General features: G+C 45.1%; 11 protein-coding genes and 9 pseudogenes. 9 read left to right on the top strand and 11 right to left on the bottom strand.

The window, feature by feature from the left end; translation table 11 throughout:
- Positions 1-82: 82 nt before the first annotated feature.
- Positions 83-790, top strand: a pseudogene (locus tag XZ46_RS06360) (ISNCY-like element ISAtsp9 family transposase); the annotation flags it as partial.
- 19 nt (positions 791-809) lie between these two features.
- On the opposite strand, the gene XZ46_RS31905 reads toward XZ46_RS06360, so the two are convergent.
- Together XZ46_RS31905 and XZ46_RS37785 are read right to left on the bottom strand one after the other, a co-directional pair.
- Positions 810-1,686 (bottom strand): IS630 family transposase gene (locus tag XZ46_RS31905; protein ID WP_157883427.1). Its coding sequence is split into 2 segments (ribosomal slippage): positions 810-1,355 and positions 1,357-1,686, totalling 876 coding nucleotides; the frame shifts between segments, so codons are not numbered across the junction.
- 47 nt (positions 1,687-1,733) lie between these two features.
- Positions 1,734-2,987, bottom strand: a pseudogene (locus tag XZ46_RS37785) (site-specific integrase); the annotation flags it as partial.
- Positions 2,988-3,064: 77 nt separating this feature from the next.
- On the opposite strand from XZ46_RS37785, the gene XZ46_RS33940 reads away from it, so the two are divergent.
- The gene (locus XZ46_RS33940) at positions 3,065-3,211 is read left to right on the top strand and encodes a hypothetical protein (RefSeq protein ID WP_006670668.1); all 147 of its coding nucleotides are present in this window, start codon (positions 3,065-3,067) and stop codon (positions 3,209-3,211) included.
- On the opposite strand, the gene hypB is transcribed toward XZ46_RS33940, so the two are convergent.
- From hypB to gap, 3 genes are all read right to left on the bottom strand, one after another.
- Positions 3,191-3,847 carry a hydrogenase nickel incorporation protein HypB gene (gene hypB / locus XZ46_RS06335; protein WP_488193806.1) on the bottom strand — a complete coding sequence of 219 codons (657 nt, stop codon included), beginning with the start codon at positions 3,845-3,847 and terminating at the stop codon, positions 3,191-3,193. The genes XZ46_RS33940 and hypB overlap by 21 nt on opposite strands.
- Before the next feature lie 218 nt (positions 3,848-4,065).
- Entirely contained in the window at positions 4,066-4,407 is a 342-nt protein-coding gene (gene hypA / locus XZ46_RS06330) for a hydrogenase maturation nickel metallochaperone HypA (RefSeq protein WP_006620961.1), read from the bottom strand.
- Between the two features lie 122 nt (positions 4,408-4,529).
- Positions 4,530-5,552, bottom strand: a complete 1,023-nt coding sequence (gap, locus tag XZ46_RS06325; protein ID WP_006620962.1) for a type I glyceraldehyde-3-phosphate dehydrogenase — start codon at positions 5,550-5,552, stop codon at positions 4,530-4,532.
- A gap of 727 nt (positions 5,553-6,279) precedes the next feature.
- Between gap and XZ46_RS06320 the strand changes: the two genes are divergently transcribed.
- A complete protein-coding gene (locus XZ46_RS06320) occupies positions 6,280-7,434 on the top strand; it encodes an ATP-dependent 6-phosphofructokinase (protein ID WP_006620963.1) in 1,155 nt (384 codons plus the stop codon).
- 11 nt (positions 7,435-7,445) lie between these two features.
- Here the strand turns inward: XZ46_RS06320 and XZ46_RS06315 are convergent, their stop codons facing one another.
- From XZ46_RS06315 to XZ46_RS38225, 5 genes and pseudogenes are all read right to left on the bottom strand, one after another.
- Positions 7,446-7,814, bottom strand: coding sequence for a cyclic nucleotide-binding domain-containing protein (locus XZ46_RS06315; protein WP_006616710.1), 369 nt, complete (start codon positions 7,812-7,814; stop codon positions 7,446-7,448).
- 240 nt (positions 7,815-8,054) lie between these two features.
- Positions 8,055-9,041: a transaldolase gene (locus XZ46_RS06310; RefSeq protein WP_006670669.1), complete on the bottom strand. Its 987-nt coding sequence runs from the start codon at positions 9,039-9,041 to the stop codon at positions 8,055-8,057.
- 88 nt (positions 9,042-9,129) lie between these two features.
- Positions 9,130-10,377, bottom strand: a pseudogene (locus tag XZ46_RS36335) (group II intron reverse transcriptase); the annotation flags it as partial.
- Between the two features lie 888 nt (positions 10,378-11,265).
- Positions 11,266-11,833, bottom strand: a pseudogene (locus tag XZ46_RS06300) (reverse transcriptase N-terminal domain-containing protein); the annotation flags it as partial.
- 873 nt (positions 11,834-12,706) lie between these two features.
- A pseudogene (locus tag XZ46_RS38225) lies at positions 12,707-12,886 on the bottom strand (hypothetical protein); the annotation flags it as partial.
- A 58-nt stretch (positions 12,887-12,944) separates the two neighbouring features.
- On the opposite strand from XZ46_RS38225, the pseudogene XZ46_RS31875 reads away from it, so the two are divergent.
- The 3 genes and pseudogenes from XZ46_RS31875 to XZ46_RS37780 all read left to right on the top strand — a co-directional run.
- Positions 12,945-13,830, top strand: a pseudogene (locus XZ46_RS31875) (IS630 family transposase).
- Positions 13,831-13,853: 23 nt separating this feature from the next.
- The gene (locus XZ46_RS06285; RefSeq protein WP_048894957.1) at positions 13,854-14,099 is read left to right on the top strand and encodes a reverse transcriptase N-terminal domain-containing protein; all 246 of its coding nucleotides are present in this window, start codon (positions 13,854-13,856) and stop codon (positions 14,097-14,099) included.
- 907 nt (positions 14,100-15,006) lie between these two features.
- Positions 15,007-15,186, top strand: a pseudogene (locus XZ46_RS37780) (HNH endonuclease); the annotation flags it as partial.
- Here XZ46_RS37780 and XZ46_RS34985 read toward each other — a convergent pair.
- Positions 15,104-15,319, bottom strand: coding sequence for a hypothetical protein (locus XZ46_RS34985; RefSeq protein ID WP_162198534.1), 216 nt, complete (start codon positions 15,317-15,319; stop codon positions 15,104-15,106). The pseudogene XZ46_RS37780 and the gene XZ46_RS34985 overlap by 83 nt on opposite strands.
- Between XZ46_RS34985 and XZ46_RS06275 the strand changes: the two are divergent.
- The 3 genes and pseudogenes from XZ46_RS06275 to XZ46_RS37775 form a co-directional block, all read left to right on the top strand.
- Positions 15,221-15,908, top strand: a pseudogene (locus tag XZ46_RS06275) (IS1 family transposase). The gene XZ46_RS34985 and the pseudogene XZ46_RS06275 overlap by 99 nt on opposite strands.
- Positions 15,909-16,133: 225 nt before the next feature.
- A protein-coding gene (locus XZ46_RS31860; protein WP_157883426.1) for an IS630-like element ISAtsp1 family transposase occupies positions 16,134-17,010 on the top strand; the annotation gives its coding sequence in 2 pieces (ribosomal slippage) (positions 16,134-16,463 and positions 16,465-17,010; 876 coding nt in all).
- A 931-nt stretch (positions 17,011-17,941) separates the two neighbouring features.
- A pseudogene (locus XZ46_RS37775) lies at positions 17,942-19,141 on the top strand (group II intron reverse transcriptase); the annotation flags it as partial.
- Positions 19,142-19,553 lie beyond the last annotated feature (412 nt).

The raw sequence follows: 19,553 nt of genomic DNA, 5'->3' as shown, positions 1-19,553 counted from the left end.
AGGACGGAAAATGGGGTAGTGTAAGGACATCCAAGAGCCAATATGGTCAGAGCCGTTGGAAAAACATAAGTTGTTTGACACAATCGTCAGTTCTTTTCGCCAGCGTTTGTCCTCGTTACCGGACAAGCGTACTGGTAAGAATAGCCACTATGGGATGGAAGACGCAGCTCTAAGCGCGTTTAGTGTGTTCTTCACTCAAACCCCATCATTCCTTGCCTATCAACGCACCATGGAAGGCAACAAAGGCAAGAGCAATGCTCAAAGCTGGTTTGGGATTCATCAAATTCCCTCGGACAACCACATCCGGGATTTGTTGGACTCAGTGTCACCAGACCACATCTTTCCGGTCTTTGAGGATATCTTACAAGTATTGGAAGTCCAGGGGCAGTTAGAAGGCTTCCGTTCACTTGGGGGCAGTCTATTAGTAGCGTTGGATGGCACTGAATACTTCAGTTCCTACAAAATTCACTGCCCCCAATGCTCGAAGCGCACCCTGAAGTCAGGAGAAACCCATTACTTCCATAGCGTTGTCACCCCAGTCATCGTCTGTCCGGGAAAGACTGGTGTGATTCCCTTGGTTCCTGAATTGATCGTGCCCCAAGATGGTCATGACAAGCAAGACTGTGAAAATGCTGCCGCGAAACGCTGGCTATCAAGTCAAGGGCAACGCTAATGGGCTGTGAAGGTCACGGTTTTAGGAGATGATCTCTATTGCCATCAACCGTTGTGCCAGCAGTTTCTGGAGCAGCAACTTAACTTCATCGTGGTCTGTCGCCCCGAGTCTCATACTATAGCATTAGTCAAGGTGGTTAGGACGCAGCTTGGAGAACGGAATCCATGGCATCATGGAGAGAATCAAACTGCTCAATGCAGTGGCGAATACGGGCTTTCAGCCACGACCAACATTTCTCTATCTTGTTGAGGTCTGGCGAATAAGGTGGTAGATAGAGTAAACGGCATTGAGCTGCCTCCACCAGTTCAGCAATCCGCCCCCCTTTATGAAACGTTGCATTGTCCAATACTAGAGTCTGACCTGGCTTCAATGTTGGAATTAAGATGAACTCCAACCACAACTCAAACACTGTCCGATTACAACAACCCTCAAAGCTAAAGGGAGCTAAGAGTTGTTGATGACACCATGCGGCTATCATACTTACCCTGCCCTGCCTCTTCCCTGATTTGAGTGCATGGAAGCGTTTTCCTTCCTCGCAGTAACCATAAGGGTAATCCGAGTCCTGACTATTCATGCCGGCTTCATCGAGGTAGACCACTTCTTGTGGCTCCATATGTTCAATCTGAGCCATAAACTCCTCTCGCTGTTGCTTCCAACGTTCTTGGTAGCCGTAAGTTTTTTTTTCTGGTGAAGCCAATTTTCTTCAAGGCTCTGGATATGGTGCGAGGAGAGATGTCGTCATCCCAAAGTTCAGCCATTTGAGCGGAGGTTTTGTGGCCATGCTCTTGGGCAAAAGCCTTGAATTTCTGCCAGTCGGTAATTTTGTGGTTATTGCCAGGTGGGTGATTAGGTTTAGGGAGGAAGTCTCCGGTCTGTGCTTTTCTTTGCAGCCAGAGATTAATGGTGTTCCGGCTGACATGGAAAACTTGACTGGCTTCTGTTTTGGGCATACCGTCTAGTTCAATGGCATCAATAACTTTTTGTCTGAGGTCGTAACTATAGGGGGCTGGCATTTTGGGTCTTCTTAGTCATCTCGTCCTCTCCATTATACGTCCTAAGTATTCTGTCTTGTGCTATATTTGCTGTCATTGACCGCAACACTGTGACCAAATGAACGTGCTCTGATTTCCTGCGGTATCCCATTCATCTCACCTAATTGGTTGGCTAGATGTCGGAAAGCTAATGCTTGAGTAAAGCCCCAATCGTGACGTTTAAGCCATAACCTGTGGTTATTATTAAAACCATTAGGGTCTTTAGATGTTGTAATAGGCAAACAAACGTTATGAATCCCAAGACGGTCAATCAAAGCCTTGTCTTTTGACATTGGGATAGCCAACCGTTGACCTGTTTTGGTGCTACTACCAAAGTAAGTAAACTCACCAATAACCAACACTAACTCAAGGTTGTTAGGGTCAGATATGGCCGGGAAAGTGATACCGTCAATCTTGACTACCTTGTTTAGGTTTTGTACTGCCGCGACCTCTGATGGTCTCAACCCGTATAAAGCACACATTGCCGACACCCAACACCAGCCATCACGTACTTGATTTTCTGTGACAGAACGATAATCAGTGTTGCGTTCCTTATTTAGCAAACCTAGCAAGGTATCTAAATCTATACTTTGGGACTTAGTAAACACTGTCTGGGCGGGGTCAATCTTTTCTCATTTCTCTAGTGCTTTTTTGCAGCCAGCACGTTCTGCTACTTGTCTTAATCGATAGTAACGATTTTTGAAGTCTTTGTGACCTACCGGACTATTACCGTCCTGTAATGGGCTATACAGTGCTTCTTTGATACCATCCCAGCTCACATAAACATCCCAGTCTGTGACTTTGTTAAACACAGTAAGAAAACAGCGTTTAAATGAACTTTGGTCACTTGATATATCGCGAGAGCGCTTCCGTTTAGTGTTCTTGTGTACCCCATTAAAGTAATCATCTTCCATCTCTTTAAACACTTGGCGATAGGTGATTAAGTCGTTTTCCAAAGGGGTTTTGTTTTCATCAAGGATAGTAGCCTTGTACCAGTCCAGCCATTCAGACACCGACTGAAATTGTCCGTCAAGGGATTTATGAACTAACCAAGCCTTATCAACGGCCTTACGGATACCCTCAGAAGTGAACTGACAATTACATCCTCGCTGCTTACGCCCTCCCGTCTCCGGGTCAGTAGTGATGTCTAGCTGAATTGTCCCCCGGTTACGCTTAATCCTGACACCTTTGGGACATTGTTTGCGGGATAGGTTGAAAAACTCAAGAATATCCTCAAAGCCTTGATATGTACCACTATGTGTACTGTTTGTACTTGCACTCATTTTGCACTAACTCCTAAATGTGCGATCGCTTTTGAGTGCATTAGAATGGCGGTAGAATAGGGGTTATAGCTATCCTGATGACTTCGAATCCCATCGTTCGCCCTGGGGCTGAATTCCCCCTGGTTTTTTGTGTGACTACTACTCACGGGACGACCTATGGTGGAGTCCTTCGTTGGAAGTCTCCAGACTCCCCATCCCTGATTTTAGATGGCGATCGCTTCTAACGAACAAGCCTTCTCCAGGTAATCATACCAGGCTTCCATACCTTCCCCAGTACGAGCAGATACCTCCAAAATCTCAGCTTGTGGTGCAATGCGGCGGATATTGTTAATCGCAGTTTCGCGATCGAACCCTACCGCTTCCGCAATGTCGATTTTATTGATGATGGCTATATTGGCAGTTTTGAACAGAGTCGGATATTTTAGGGGTTTATCTTCTCCTTCCGTCACCGACAACACAGCTACCCGCAAATTTTCCCCCAGGTCGTAGGCGGCGGGACAAACTAGGTTCCCCACATTTTCGATAAATAATAATTGCAGATTATCCAGGTTGATTTTACTTAAAGCCTGGGAGATCATTTCCGCTTCCAGGTGACAGACGCTTCCCGTCGTAATTTGCACTACCTGCATTCCGGTTCGTCGCAACCTTTGAGCATCATTATCAGTTTCCAGGTCTCCCACAATTACCGCACTATTGAGACGGGAACCCATATCTGATAAAGTGCGTTCCAGTAATGCTGTTTTTCCTGAACCGGGAGAAGACAGCACATTGATCGCAAACAGTTTTTTCGCTAAAAAGAAGCCTCGATTTCTTTCCGCGAGTCGGTCATTTTTGGAAAGGATGGCTGTGTGAACATCCACTGTTTGATGTTCGCTGTGCTGATGATCATGGTTATGATCATGGTGGTGGTGATGATCGTGACCATGGTGGTGATGGTGATCATGATCGTGATCGTGACCATGGTGGTGATGGTGATCATGATCGTGATCGTGACCATGATCGTGATCGTGATCTGTTGCGTGACTGTGAATGTGGATGTTTCCCGGTGTAACGGCGCAACCGCAATTGGTACACATAACTACGAAACCTCTAAGGATGTCAGTTCTAATTCTCTTCCTTGGCGAATGTCAAGACTGGGTTCGCCACACTGGGGACATTCATAAAACCAGGTTTTGGGTTCAAATTCCTGATTACAGTGGTGACAGTAACAGCGAACCGGGAGATAGTCGATCTCGAATTTGGCTTTGGCGGCGATCGTTCCAGCAACCACGACATCAAAAGCAAATTCTAGGGCTTCTACGGCTACTCCAGAATCAGCGCCTACTGTCATTTTAATACGGTGAATCTGATTAGCGCCCTGTTCTTTAGCTTTTTGTAAGGCGATCGCTAAAGTTTGTTCCATAATACCAACTTCGTGCATCGCCGTTTACTCCGATGTAGATGAGACTTGTTTTTAGGAAACCAGAAACCCGATTTTTGTCAAAACCGGGTTTCCCTAAGATGTGATCGCGTAGGGTCTCCCAACCAGAATCGCTATGGTAACTACAGTAAACCGTCAGCCTTAGCCATAGATAGCATTAGGTCAATTACGCGACAGGAATAACCCCATTCGTTATCGTACCAAGATACTATTTTAAAGAAATTAGAGTTCAGTTCGATTCCCGCTCCCGCATCAAAAATGCTAGAATGACCGTCCGTAATAAAGTCCGAAGAAACTACATCTTCATCTGTGTATCCTAAAATGCCTTTCATCGCACCTTCGGAAGCCGATTTCATCGCTGCACAAATCTCGTCATAGGTCGTGGCTTTTTCTGTGCGGAAAGTTAGGTCTACCGCTGAGACGTTAGGAGTGGGAACCCGGAAAGCCATACCAGTTAAACGGCCTTTTAGTTCTGGTAATACTAGGGTAACAGCTTTAGCCGCTCCGGTGGAAGCCGGGATGATGTTTTGAGTCGCACCACGTCCACCACGCCAGTCTTTGCGACTAGGACCGTCTACCGTTGGTTGAGTCGCCGTCAAAGAGTGAACTGTGGTCATTAGACCTTCTGCTAACCCAAAGTTGTCTTGAATAACTTTAGAAATCGGCGCTAAACAGTTGGTGGTACAACTAGCATTGGAAACAATGGGGTGAGAAGCTGGATCGAAGTCTTGATGGTTAACCCCAACCACTAAGGTTTTGACTTTTTCTGGGTCTTTGGTGGGTGCGGAAATAACTACCCGTTTAGCACCTGCTTCGATGTGCTTATAAGCGCCATCATAGTTGGTAAATAAGCCAGTAGATTCTACTACATAATCTACTCCTAGTTCCTTCCATGGTAGTTGGGTGGGATCTTTGATAGATGTACAGCGAATGGTTTGTCCATTAACCACAATGGCTTCATCTTGGGATTCTACTTGACCGTCAAAACGTTTGTGGGTAGAGTCGTATTTTAACAGGTATGCTAAGGCATCAGCCGGGACTAGATCATTAATGCCGACAAACTGAATGTCAGGGTGTTTGCTACCATAGCGCATGACTAAGCGTCCGATGCGACCAAATCCGTTAATACCTACTTTAATTGTCATGATTCAGATAATCCTCCGTTGGGATAACACCACTGTTTAAATACTGTCAAAAACTTGGTTTTAACAGCAAAATTTTGGGGCTAGAAATAATTTTCTAGCCGAGAAAATAGCAAGGGACAGAGTTCAACTGCTGGTATTCTACCACAGAGAGCAGATTGGTAATGCAGCTTAAACAATTATTAATTGTTAAACAAGTATGCGATAGCCCTAGGGGGAGATTACCATAGCCACCTTACCACAGCTATATGCTTTTCTCAAATTTCGGGGCATCCCAAGAATCTTAAATTAATATTAAATTAGTGGTCTGATGTCAGGATTTCCTCAAATTTGCCGATATCATTTATGCACAATTATGGGATTTTGTCAACTCCTAGATAAGTGGCGATCGGCTGATATGATCTAGTTGTAAAATTTGAGTAACGGGGTTTAAACCCAGGTTAAGAAAAACTAAAAAAAACCAAAATTATACATCCTTTGGTGTGATTGGCTGTAGGATTTGAAGTGTGACGGTAACAACGGCTCAATGGGCTCGAAGAACTAAAGCCCAGACTAACCAAGATAGCCCAGTTTAACGGGAAGATTGCCCATATCCCTAAAGACAGGTTGCATAAGTTGACGACCAATTTGGCCAAAAACCAAAACTAGATTGGGATGGAAAACCTGGAACTGTCCGGGAGAAGGCGATCGGCAAGAATTGAAGTTCCTAACTTTTGGAGGCTTACATATTATGACTAAACGTAAGCGTATCGGGATTTTGACCAGTGGAGGAGACTGTCCCGGTCTGAATGCAGTAATTCGCGCGGTCGTGAATTATGCTACTTGTGAATATAATTGGGAAGTACGGGGCATTCCCTATGCCACCCAGGGCCTAATTGAGCGTAAAAGTGTTGTGTTGAACCGCTATGGATTAGAACGCCATGGGATTGACCCGTTACTGAGTATGGGTGGGACTATTCTGGGGTCCATTAATAAGGGAGATACCGAGGCTCAAGCTGATGAGGTAATTTCTGGCTACCATGACTTGGAATTGGATGCTCTGATCGCTATTGGTGGAGACGGTAGCCTTGCCATTTTGCACAAATTGGCGAAAAAGGGCAATATGAACCTGGTAGGGGTTCCCAAGACTATTGATAATGATGTCGCTTGTACGGAACTCTCGGTGGGTTTTAATTCCGCTGTGAGTACAATTTTAGATTCCCTCGATCGCCTTAGCTGTACGGCTGCGAGCCATGATCGGGTGATGGTTGTCGAAGTTATGGGTCGCACCACCGGACACTTAGCTCTACATTCTGGAATTGTTGGCGGCGCAGATGCTATCTTGATTCCAGAAATTCGCTATTCTGTCTCTGGTTTGTGTAAACGCATACAGCAGTTACGGAATTTATGGGAGCGCAAATTTGCGATCGTCGTCGTCGCTGAAGGTGCTAAAACTACCAGCGGAGAGTCCCGGTCTTATAAAGATGCTTTGGGAGAAGTGCGATTACGCGGTATAGGTGAATATGTGGCTACGGAAATTGAAACTACACTAGGGGTAGAATCGCGAGCTACAGTCCTTGGTCATGTCCAGCGGGGTGGTGCGCCTTCCTCTCAAGATCGCTTGCTGGCTACCGCTTTTGGTAAAACTGCTGTTGATGTGATTGCGGCTGAGGACTATGGCAAAATGGTGGCTTGGAGCAACCACCAAGTTGTCACCGTCTCCCTCGAAAAGGTATTTCAGAATAGCCCCCGCCTACTTGACCCTAATGGATTTTGGATAGAAACAGCCAGGGCTCTTGGTGTCTATCTGGGAGAAGAATCAGAAATACACAGTACCTGTTCCACCAGCCAAAATGGTCATCAGGATAATGTCAATATTGAAACCCCAGAAACTATACTGAACTGATATCTGAGAAATTAAAGCGATCGCTTTAAATTACGGAGGCGATTAGAGAAACTTCTCATTACCAGTAAAGCAAATAGGGGGGTCTGTTGAATGGCGAATAAAAATCGCCGTTCATCCATTGTTGCCAGTTTACAGCCAGTTTTCGCTATGGCTGTAGAGGCGCGAGTTTTCTCTGGATGAACTAGGGCTCCTTCCCCAAACACATCCCCCTTTTTCAGGGTTTCAATTACTTTTCCCTTCACCACAAAATCTACTTCCCCCTCAAGAATACCGTACATTAAATCGCCGGGTTCTCCTTCTTCAAAAATTACCTCTCCGGCCGATAAAATCTGCTCCGGCAGGTTTTCAAAAATTTGGACAGTTTGTGCAGGTTCTAACATAGCTAATGGATAATTGACAATTGACAATGGACAATGAGAAACAGGTAATAAAACTCCCTATCTTACTCCCTCTCCTTCTGGGAGAGGGAGTAAGATAGGGGGAGTAGTCCGACCATCCTTATTGTCATCTAAATCCTGAGAAACAGGATCGGTTCCCGCCCATTCTTTACGGGTGATAAATCCATCTCCATCGGGGTCCTCAACAGGTCATAACTCTTAATCCGCATGGGTTAAAGTTTCCTAACTTTCGAGGATAGTTAATCGTTCGGCGAGTAGGTCTTCCAAGGATTCTAAAGCCTTAGAAAACCCCTTGATTCCTTCCTCTAATTTTTCGGAAGCCATCGGATCTTCCTTGTGCATTTTAGCAAAGGTTGACCCATCCATTGAGATTTTTTCTATGTCCGATGATTTAGCTAATTCGGGGTCGAGTTTGCGGGGTAAATCTCCCGTTTTAGTATCAAGTTCTTCAAGAAGACTCGGAGAAATTGTGAGTAAATCACAGCCAGCCAGTTCAGTGATTTCGCCAATATTACGGAAACTCGCTCCCATCACTTCCGTGGGATAGCCGAATTTTTTGTAGTAGTTATAAATTTGGGTAACAGATTGCACCCCAGGGTCTTCATGAGGGGCATAATTTTCCCGTCCGGTCTTCTTTTTATACCAGTCTAAAATGCGACCTACAAAAGGAGAAATTAACGTCACTCCAGCTTCAGCACAGGCTACAGCTTGATGAAATCCAAATAATAGGGTAAGATTACAGTGAATTCCCTCTTTTTCCAAGATTTCGGCGGCGCGAATTCCTTCCCAAGTTGAGGCAATTTTAATCAAAATGCGATCGCGTGAAACACCGTGGGATTCATATTCAGAAATCAGATAACGAGCTGTAGCGAGCGTGCCTTCAGTATCATAAGATAAACGAGCATCAACTTCTGTCGAGACGCGACCCGGAATAATTTCCAGAATTTGTAACCCAAAAGCCACGGCTAAACGGTCCGTGGCTCGGGTAGCTACATCTTTCGGAGTCGCTTCGGTTCCTAGTTCAGCGCGAGCTTGTTTCAGGGTATCATCAACAATACCTTGATATTCTGGCATCCCTGCTGCTGCTGTAATCAAAGATGGGTTAGTAGTGGCATCTTGGGGGGTAAAGTTGTGAATAGCTTTGATATCCCCAGTATCAGCAACAACAATAGTAAAATCTCGCAGTTGTTTTAACAAAGTGTTGGACATTTTTAGCTCCTATTAGGGGTCGAGAGTAGAGTCGCCTCTACCCCCTCCCATTCAAAACAGTGCGTGAAAGTTTCCCTTCACACGGCTCCTAGTCTGATTGTTCCATTGTTAAGGATACAGCGTTGGCGTTATCTAGTGCCGTTTTATCATCGTGACAATGGCGATGTAATAGTTGAAGGTTTTTGTATTCATCCTTTCCGCCTGAGCTTCAAGGTACAATGTGGTCTACTTCAACTATATCCGATGGTGCGAAATACTGTCCACACCAGGTACATCTACCTTTTTGTTTTTTGAGTAGTTTTGCTACCCTGTTGGGCGTGTCGATTGCTTGTCCTTTTCTGGTTGCCCAGTAAGTCCAGTTTCCGTCGTATGGTGTTGCGTCAGGGCGTATTAGGGTGTGTCTAACAATCGGAGTCCAATTATGTTTCCATAGTTGGAATCCATCTTCGGTCTGGAATAACCAAGATTCATGTCTTTCTTTCCCATTGCTAAGTTTAACCGTTCCTTTGTGGAAGTAGTTTCCTAGCTTTTCGTGGTTTGCCTTTCCGCATCTTGATACTGTCCATGCCCTTAACATTAGCCACGCTGTGTGGTCTAGCTTAACGAAGGTCTCTGATGAGACTACCCCTGAGTAGTAGTTTGACCATCCCCGTATTACCGGGTTTAGCTTGCTAATCAGGGCTGATTGAGGTGCTGTTTTAAGTTGTTTTATTACACCTTTAATCGTTTGTGTATGGGCTTTAACTGCTTTGTTGCTGGGTTTTATGTGAGTTTTGAATCCTAATAGTTTGTGGGGGGTTTTATTAAATAAGAAGCCTCCTTTTCTTCTTCCCCCAAGTTTCCCAGATTTATATTTTCCTGCCGGGTATTGCCTGATATTGAATCCAAGAAAGTCGAACCCTGGTTTTTCTGTTTTACCATTGTACTCAATAGGATTGAGTGTGTGGCAAATTCGAGTTTTTTCAGGTTTTATTTCTAGTCCAACAGGTTTTAACCATTCGGAAATAGCAGTTTTGCACTGTTCAATGATTCCTAAGTCTTTGGATATGACCACAAAATCATCGGCGTATCTTATTACCGTGGCATAAGGTTTACCATTGGTACTTTTCGGATACAGTTTCTCAATTAACCTAACCATGCCATCCAGTGCAATGTTAGCTAGGAGTGGACTTATTACCCCTCCTTGAGGTGTCCCTGTTTCTGTATCTTCAAATGCGCCGTTATCTAGCACACCTGCTTTGAGTCATTGTTTCAGGTCTTTCTTCAGGCTGCTCGGACAATGAATTTTGGATAGTAGATAATCATGGTTTATTCGGTCAAAACATTTCGCTATATCTGTAGGGGTCGAGAGGGAAGTCGCCTTCCCCCACTCCCATTCAAAACCGTGCTTGATACTTTCGCATCACACGGCTCCTGATGTAGATACCCCTTGGCAACGGGAACAGAGTTACCAACCCCTGCTTTTGTACTTCAACTTTTGGAGCTAAATACAACATCGCAGTGTTTAAACTCGCTTTCGCTGTTAAACTCCTGTTGATTGCAGTAACTATATCTACACCGTGACTAGTGGGCATATCCTAACCATTACAATTAGGCTTTGGCTTTCAGTCACATCCCTTCCCCTTAAAGGCATACGATTACACTTTCACTACTCAACAAGATGTACTTGTCGAGAGCCTAAAAGGGGTTTAAACGTTCCGTTTATACGGGCATTCCATCTTTAGATTTGTCCTATCCACCGGGGTACATTAAAGGTCTGTGCACAACTTTCGTTGCTTCTGGGTAGTATATACAAACCCCCACTTTTCCCCTTGTTCTTTTGAACGCAGCGTGTCAACCTATTTCGCTACTTTATATTGACGATGGTTCAAGCCGGACATTCGGTTTCCCTAATCATGGATGGTTGGCAGTGGTCTCGTTTCTGGTGTTGGGTTGGGTTACACCTCGGAACCTTCCGTTCCCCGCTTCAATCTGACGGGTTGTGAATCCTGAAACTGGGGGGGGGGTGGCTATCGCCGTTACTCTCAACGTCCTGATTTCTCAGTTTGTTTATGACCTTGAGTCCCCTGCCTTGCTTAGATTTCTCCAAGCGTCGGGACATATAAACAGTTATGGGATGGTCAGGAATATGAATTCCTTATATTCCACCAAGGGGTGAAAGTCCCATTAGGAGGTTATTTCGGGCATCGCATCGCAGCCCTATTTCACTCCTAAACGTTTCGCACGAATCCAGAATATAATAACCTCCTTTGTTTATACTTTGAAAGATTCTGGATATTGCGTCGTGGGCTGACCGTCCGGGACGAAACCCATAGCTTGTGCTTTCAAATCTCGATTCCCATTCAGGTTCGAGAGCCGATTTAACCAAGGCTTGCCTTGCTCTGTCTTGGATAGCAGGTATTCCCAGGGGGCGTTTTTCATCCCTTCCAGGTTTTGGAATCCACACCCGTCGCAGTGGTTTTGCTTTGAGGTTTCCCTTGATGTTCTTAACAATTTCAAACCTTTGCCTTGGAGAGATTGCTCTCATTCCATCAACACCGGCTGTTTTCTTGCCTTGATTGTCTTGAGTCACTCGTCGCACTGCTAAGAGTCGGGCATAATGTGACTTCACCAGTAGACGTTGCAACCTTCGTGCCTTTGCGTCCTGTCCCGATTTAGCTGCTTGAAATATCCTCTTTTGGAGCTTGAAAACTTTTCTCTGAACTTTCGCCCATGGAATAGCTTTCGATACAAACGCACGTCTTGATTGGTTTTGATTTCTCAAATCCTTTCTTTAAACTCGCTTTCGTCATAGTAACTCCTACTAGACTCTATTCTTGTACAATCAAACCGTGACCCGTTAACATATCCCTAGCATTACAGTCGGGCATTGGCTTCTGGTCACATCTCACCCCCTAATAGGCTTACGCTTACACTACACTTTTCACTACTGACTTTCTCGACCAGATTATCAGAGCCTAAAAGGGGTTACAACGTTCCGTTTATATGGGCATTCCATCTGTAGATTTGTCCTATCCACCGGGGTACTTTTAAAGGTCTATGAAGATGGTGAAACAAAACCTCTTCTTTTCCCCTTGCTCTTTTGAACGTAGCGTGTCAACCCATTTCGCTACTTAATGGTTACGATGGTTCAAGCCGGACATTCGGTTTCCCTAATCATGGATGGTTGGCAGTGGTCGCATCTGGTAGTAGGTTCTACTTCACGCCTTCCGTTCCCCGCTTCAATCCTGGGGTTGTGATTCCCAAAACTGGGGGTGGCTATCGCCGTTACTCTTGACGCAATTGTTGAGGAATCGTTAAGATTTCCGGTTTTGCGTTTTGACCTTGGGTTCCCTGCCTTGATTTGGTATCATAAAGATACAAATCGTCGGGACATATAAACAGTTATGGGGATGGTCAGGAGTGCGCTCCTTATATTCAACCAAGGGGTTGAAATCCCCACCAGGCGGTTATTTCGGGTATTGCAACCCTATTTCATGCCTGAACGTCTCGCACAGTTTCATCCATTATAGCAATCAGCCATGATTGATAACTGTTCATGGCTGCTCATCCTCTGGTCAAGTGAGTTAGCCTTCTAGCTACTACCCTGATGAATAGCCCCTAAAACATCCATTGACTACTGAACATGATTCACTATTTATTAGGGGTCGAAAATAGAGTCACCTCTATCTCCTCCCTTTCAGAACCGTGCGTGAAAGTTTCCCTTCACACGGCTCCTGGTTTGATTGCTCCCTTGTGAAGGATACAGCGTTAGCGTTATCAAGTGCCGTCTTATCATCGCGGGTGTGGCGGTGTAATAGCTGAAGATTCTTGTATTCATCCTTTCCGCCGAGGCTTCGAGGTATAGCACAAAACAGAACAGTTAGGACGTATAATGGCAAGGATATCTACAGAAGACCCAAAATGCCAGCCCCCTACAGTTACGACCTCAGACAAAAAGTTATTGATACAATTGAACTAGACGGTATGCCCAAAACAGAAGCCAGTCAAGTTTTCCATGTCAGCCGGAACGCCATTAATCTCTGGCTGCAAAGAAAAGCACAGACCGGAGACTTCCTCCCTAAACCTAATCACCCACCTGGCAATAACCACAAAATTACCGACTGGCATAAATTCAAGGCTTTTGCCCAAGAGCATGGCGATCAAACCTCCGCTCCAATGGCTGAACTTTGGGATGACGACATCTCTCCTCGCACCATATCCAGAGCCTTGAAGAAAATTGGCTTCACCAGAAAAAAAACTTACGGCTACCAAGAACGTTGGAAGCAACAGCGAGAGGAGTTTATTGCTCAGATTGAACAGATGGAGCCGAGCCGGAAGGGTTGGTTTACCTCGATGAAGCTGGCATGAATAGTCAAGACTCGGATTATCCTTATGGTTACTGCGAGGAAGGAAAACGCTTCCATGCCCTCAAATCAGGGAAGAGGCAGGGCAGGGTGAGCTATATGGCCCCATGGTGTGATCAACAACTCTTAGCCCCCTTTAGCTTTGAGGGTTGTTGTAATCGGACAGTGTTTGAGTTGAGTTGTGGTTGGAGTTCATCTTAATTCCAACACTGAAGCCAGGTCAGACTCTAGTGCTAGACAATGCAACGTTTCATAAAGGGGGGCGGATTGCTGAACTGGTGGAGGCAGCTCAATGCCGTTTACTCTATCTTCCGCCTTATTCGCCAGACCTCAACAAGATAGAGAAATGTTGGTCGTGGCTGAAAGCCCGTATTCGCCACGGTATTGAGCAGTTTGATTCTCTCCATGATGCCATGGATTCCGTTCTCAAGGCTGCGTCCTAACCGTATTGACTAGTGCTATATATATGGCGATAGCGAGTTTAAAGAAAGGGTTTGGGAAACCAAAACCAATCAAGACTACGAACAACGCATGGAAAGTAATCCCATGGACTAAGGTTCAACGGAAAGTTTTCAAGCTCCAAAAGAGTATATTTCAAGCAGCTAAATCGGGACAGGATGCAAAGGCTAGAAGGTGGCAACGTCTATTGGTGAAATCATATTATGCGTGCGAGACGTTTAGGAGTGAAATAGGGATGCAATGCCCGAAATAGCCTCCTAGTGGGACTTCCACCCCTTGGTGGAATATAAGGGACTCGTATCCTGACCATCCCATAACTGTTTATATGTCCCGACGCTTGGAGAAATCTGAGCAAGGCAGGGGACTCAAGGTCATAAACAAACTGAGAAATCAGGGAGTAGAGAGTAAAGGCGATAGCCACCCCCAATTTCAGGATACACGATTCTGGGATTGAAGCGGGGAACGGAAGGCGTGAGGTAGAACCTACTACCAAATGCGACCACTGCCAACCATCCATGACTAGGGAAACCGAATGTCTGGCTTGAACCATCGTAATGATTTAGCAGCGTAATAGGTTGCCACGCTGCGCTCAAAAGAGCAAGGGGAAAAGTAGGGTTTTGCATAAAACACCTACACAGACCTTTTTAAGTACCCCGGTGGAGAGGACAAGTCTAAAGATGGAATGCCCATATAAACGGAACGTTTAAACTCCTCATTGGTTCTCCTTATCAAAAAAGTGAGCAATATTACTCACAAGGAGTAGTGAAAAGTGTAAGCGTATACCATTGAGGGGAAAGGATGTGACTGAAAGCCAATGCCTAATTGTAATGATTAGGATATGCCCACTAGTCACGGTGTAGATATAGAGACTGCGACAAGTAGGAGTAATATGACGAGAGCGAGTTTAAAGACTACGAGTTGTATGCCAAGCTCCCAAAGTTGGAATCATAAAGCGGGGGTTCGTAACCCTGTTCCTAGTGACAAAAAGGGTATCTACATTAGGAGCCGTATGAGGTGAAAGTCTCAAGTACGGTTTGGAAGTGGAGTTGGGGAAGGTGACTTCCCTTTCGACCATAACCCGACTCTTAGCAGTACGGCTGTAGGGGCGGGTTCCACGGTCAGCCATGCTTCCCAACAGTCAGCTTAATAAACCCGCCCCCCAAGATAATCAAGGCAAGAAAACGGCTGGAGTCGATGGAGTAAGAGTAATCTCTCCAAGGCCAAGGTTTGAGCTTGTTGAGAGCATTAAGGGAAACCTCAAAACAAAACCACTGCGACGGGTGTGGATACCAAAACCTGGAAGGGATGAAAAACGCCCTCTAGGAATACCCACAATCCAGGTGTTGCATCATAGAAAATGATATTCTCAAATAAATCAAGATAAATTGTCCTTATTGCCAAAGCCATAAAGTAGTCAAAAATGGTCATCGTCAGGGAAAACAGAGTTACCTGTGCCGTGAATGTGGTCGCCAATTTCGAGAAAATCCCTGTCCTGGAGGTTACAGTTCTGATGTCAAAGAGCTTTGTGTGAAAATGTCCCTCAATGGCATGGGATTTCGAGCCATTGAGAGAGTCACTGGTATTTCTCACAACACAATACTTAACTGGGTTAGAGTTGCAGAAACCCACATTGATGAGGCAAACTATGAAATTCCTGAAATAGCTCAAATTGATGAGCTTCAGACTTTTGTGGGTTCAAAAAAAAACCATCTGGGTCTGGACAGTTGTGAATACCAAACTGCCTGGAATTCTGAAGTTTGTCATAGGCGACCGCTCATTGCTGACTTTTACCACATTATGGCAAATGATTCAGGGCTGGGCTGGTTTTCTATATATTACGGACGGATACAAAGTTTATCCTTGCTTAATTGAGGATTGCAATCATCTAGTCAGCAAAACGGCTATGACAAGAGTAGAAGGAGAAAACTGCCGTCTGAGGCACTATTTAGCCAGGCTACATCGCAAAACTTTGTGTGATTCCAAGTCCACTGAGATGTTGTACAAATCAATTCGCTTACTTATCTATTATTTGAAGCATGGACAACTTCCTCCGTTCTCTTAATCATTCCTCACTGTGCAATACCCACAATCCAAGATAGAGCAAGGCAAGCCTTGGTTAAGTCGGCTCTCGAACCTGAATGGGAATCGAGATTTGAAAGCACAAGCTATGGGTTCCGTCCTGGACGGTCAGCCCACGATGCAATATCCAGAATCTACCAAAGTATAGCACAAGACAGAACACTTAGGACGTATAATGGAGAGGACGAGATGACTAAGAAGACCAAAAATGCCAGCCCCCTATAGTTACGACCTCAGACAAAAAGTTATTGATGCCATTGAACTAGACGGTATGCCCAAAACAGAAGCCAGTCAAGTTTTCCATGTCAGCAGGAACACCATTAATCTCTGGCTGCAAAGAAAAGCACAGACCGGAGACTTCCTCCCTAAACCTCATCACCGACCTGGCAATAACCACAAAATTACCGACTGGCAAAAATTCAAGGCTTTTGCCCAAGAGCATGGCGACAAAACAGCAGCTCAAATGGCTGAACTTTGGGATGACGACATCTCTCCTCGCACCATATCCAGAGCCTTGAAGAAAATTGGCTTCACCAGAAAAAAAAACTTACGGCTACCAAGAACGTGATGAGCAACAGCGAGAGGAGTTTATTGCTCAGATTGAACAGATGGAGCCACAAGAAGTGGTCTACCTCGATGAAGCCGGCATGAATAGTCAGGACTCGGATTACCCTTATGGTTACTGCGAGGAAGGAAAACGCTTCCATGCACTCAAATCAGGGAAGAGGCAGGGCAGGGTAAGTATGATAGCCGCATGGTGTCATCAACAACTCTTAGCTCCCTTTAGCTTTGAGGGTTGTTGTCATCGGACAGTGTTTGAGTTGTGGTTGGAGTTCATCTTAATTCCAACATTGAAGCCAGGTCAGACTCTAGTATTGGACAATGCAACGTTTCATAAAGGGGGACGGATTGCTGAACTGGTGGAGGCAGCTCAATGCCGTTTACTCTATCTACCACCTTATTCGCCAGACCTCAACAAGATAGAGAAATGTTGGTCGTGGCTGAAAGCCCGTATTCGCCACTGCATTGAGCAGTTTGATTCTCTCCATGATGCCATGGATTCCGTTCTCAAAGCTGCGTCCTAACCACCTTGACTAATACTATATAAACAAAGGAGGTTATTATATACTGGATTCGTGCGAAACGTTTAGGAGTGAAATAGGGCTGCGATGCCCGAAATAACCTCCTAATGGGACTTTCACTCCTTGGTGGAATATAAGGAATTCATATTCCTGACCATCCCATAACTGTTTATATGTCCCGACGCTTGGAGAAATCTAAGCAAGGCAGGGGACTCAAGGTCATAAACAAACTGAGAAATCAGGACGTTGAGAGTAACGGCGATAGCCACCCCCAGTTTCAGGATTCACAACCCGTCAGATTGAAGCGGGGAACGGAAGGTTCCGAGGTGTAACCCAACACCAGAAACGAGACCACTGCCAACCATCCATGATTAGGGAAACCGAATGTCCGGCTTGAACCATCGTCAATATAAAGTAGCGAAATAGGTTGACACGCTGCGTTCAAAAGAACAAGGGGAAAAGTGGGGGTTTGTATATACTACCCAGAAGCAACGAAAGTTGTGCACAGACCTTTAATGTACCCCGGTGGATAGGACAAATCTAAAGATGGAATGCCCGTATAAACGGAACGTTTAAACCCCTTTTAGGCTCTCGACAAGTACATCTTGTTGAGTAGTGAAAGTGTAATCGTATGCCTTTAAGGGGAAGGGATGTGACTGAAAGCCAAAGCCTAATTGTAATGGTTAGGATAGGATATGCCCACTAGTCACGGTGTAGATATAGTTACTGCAATCAACAGGAGTTTAACGGCGAAAGCGAGTTTAAACACTACGATGTTGTATTTAGCTCCAAAAGTTGAAGTACAAAAGCAGGGGTTGGTAACTCTGTTCCCGTTGCCAAGGGGTATCTACATCAGGAGCCGTGCGATGCGAAAGTATCAAGCACGGTTTTGAATGGGAGTGGGGGAAGGCGACTTCCCTCTCGACCCCTACCGGACATAGCTAAATGCTTTGACCGAATAAACCATGATTACCTACTGTCCAAAATTCATTGTCCAAGCAACCTCAAGAAAGACCTGAAACAATGGCTCAAAGCTGGGGTGCTAGACAACGGTGTATTTGAGGATACAGAATCAGGGACACCTCAAGGAGGGGTAATAAGTCCAATACTCGCCAACATCGCACTGGATGGCATGGTTAGGCTCATAAAAACAATGTATCCCAAGAAAGCAAACAGAGCACAAGCTACTGTTATAAGATACGCTGATGACTTTGTTGTGATATCCCCATCACTAGAAATCATTGAACAGTGCAAAACTGCTATTTCCGAGTGGCTAAAACCTGTTGGACTAGAAATAAAACCTGAAAAGACTCGAATTTGCTACACACTCAATCCCATTGAGTACAACGGCAAGACTGAGGAACCTGGGTTTGATTTTTGAGGATTCAATGTTAGGCAATATCCGGTAGGAAAATATAAATCTGGGAAAAGTCAAAAAAGGTTCAAAACCCACATCAAACCCAGCAATAAAGCAGTTAAAGCTCATACAGAAGTAATTAAGGGTGTAATAAAACAACATAAAACAGCACCCCAATCAGCTCTGATAAGCAAACTAAACCCAAGTATAAAGGGATGGTCAAACTACTACTCAGGGGTAGTCTCATCTGAGACATTCAATAAACTGGATAACATAACAGTCTGGTTAATGTTACGGGCATGGACAGTATCAAGATGCAGAAAGGCAAACTACGAGAAGCTAGGAAACTACTTCCAACAAGGAACGGTTAAACTTAGCAATGGGAAAGAAAGACATGAATCTTGGTTATTCAAGACTAAAGATGGATTTCAACTATGGAAACATAATTGGACTCCGATTGTCAGACATACCACAATACGCCCTGATGCAACACCATACGACGGAAACTGGACTTACTGGGCAACCAGAAAAGGACAAGCAATCGACACGCCAATTAGGGTAGCAAAACTACTCAAAAAGCAAAAAGGCAAGTGTACCTGGTGTGGGCAATACTTTACCCCATCAGACCTAATTGAAGTAGACCACATTGTACCTCGAAGCCTCGGTGGAAAGGATGAATACAAAAATCTTCAGCTATTACACCGCCACACCCGCGACGATAAGACGGCACTTGACAAGGCCAACGCTGTGTCCTTAACAATGGAGCAGTCAAACTAGGAGCCGTGTGAAGGGAAACTTTCACGCACGGTTCTGAATGGGAGGGGATGGAGGCGACTCCATTCTCGACCCCTAATCGGGGACTTGAACAGGTTTTCGCCAAAATGAGAATTGCTGCGGGGCTTGTATCCCATTAGCTTTGGTCAAAAGTAGGGTAAACTTAAATATTGTGATACTCCAGCGCTCCAGATAGCCCATTCCATTGTGATCGGGTCAGATGAATTGGTGCGGTGTGTGCTACCATGTTCAAGCGTAATTATAACCAGCGGGGACTGCTATCGTCACATTTGGAGAAAATATTGGATAGTGGGGCTAGGCGGAATACTCACTATAAAAGGCTCGAACCCGATAAGCGGTGGTAATACACGAGCTTGTGGGAGAAGCCCGCACCATAATCTGGCATCAGTGTCGG

The sequence above is a fragment of the Limnospira indica PCC 8005 genome, from assembly GCF_000973065.1.
Lineage (GTDB): Bacteria > Cyanobacteriota > Cyanobacteriia > Cyanobacteriales > Microcoleaceae > Limnospira > Limnospira fusiformis.
Note: the sequence above shows the minus strand (reverse complement) of the source record. Positions and strands in the feature narration are given on the sequence as shown.

What these genes read in the sequence shown, in the direction of transcription:
- XZ46_RS33940 (WP_006670668.1), top strand. Translation starts at nt 3,065, where the DNA reads ATGACTTCGAATCCCATCGTTCGCCCTGGGGCTGAATTCCCCCTGGTT.
- hypA (WP_006620961.1), bottom strand. Translation starts at nt 4,407, where the DNA reads ATGCACGAAGTTGGTATTATGGAACAAACTTTAGCGATCGCCTTACAA.
- gap (WP_006620962.1), bottom strand. Translation starts at nt 5,552, where the DNA reads ATGACAATTAAAGTAGGTATTAACGGATTTGGTCGCATCGGACGCTTA.
- XZ46_RS06320 (WP_006620963.1), top strand. Translation starts at nt 6,280, where the DNA reads ATGACTAAACGTAAGCGTATCGGGATTTTGACCAGTGGAGGAGACTGT.
- XZ46_RS06315 (WP_006616710.1), bottom strand. Translation starts at nt 7,814, where the DNA reads ATGTTAGAACCTGCACAAACTGTCCAAATTTTTGAAAACCTGCCGGAG.
- XZ46_RS06310 (WP_006670669.1), bottom strand. Translation starts at nt 9,041, where the DNA reads ATGTCCAACACTTTGTTAAAACAACTGCGAGATTTTACTATTGTTGTT.
- XZ46_RS06285 (WP_048894957.1), top strand. Translation starts at nt 13,854, where the DNA reads ATGGCGATAGCGAGTTTAAAGAAAGGGTTTGGGAAACCAAAACCAATC.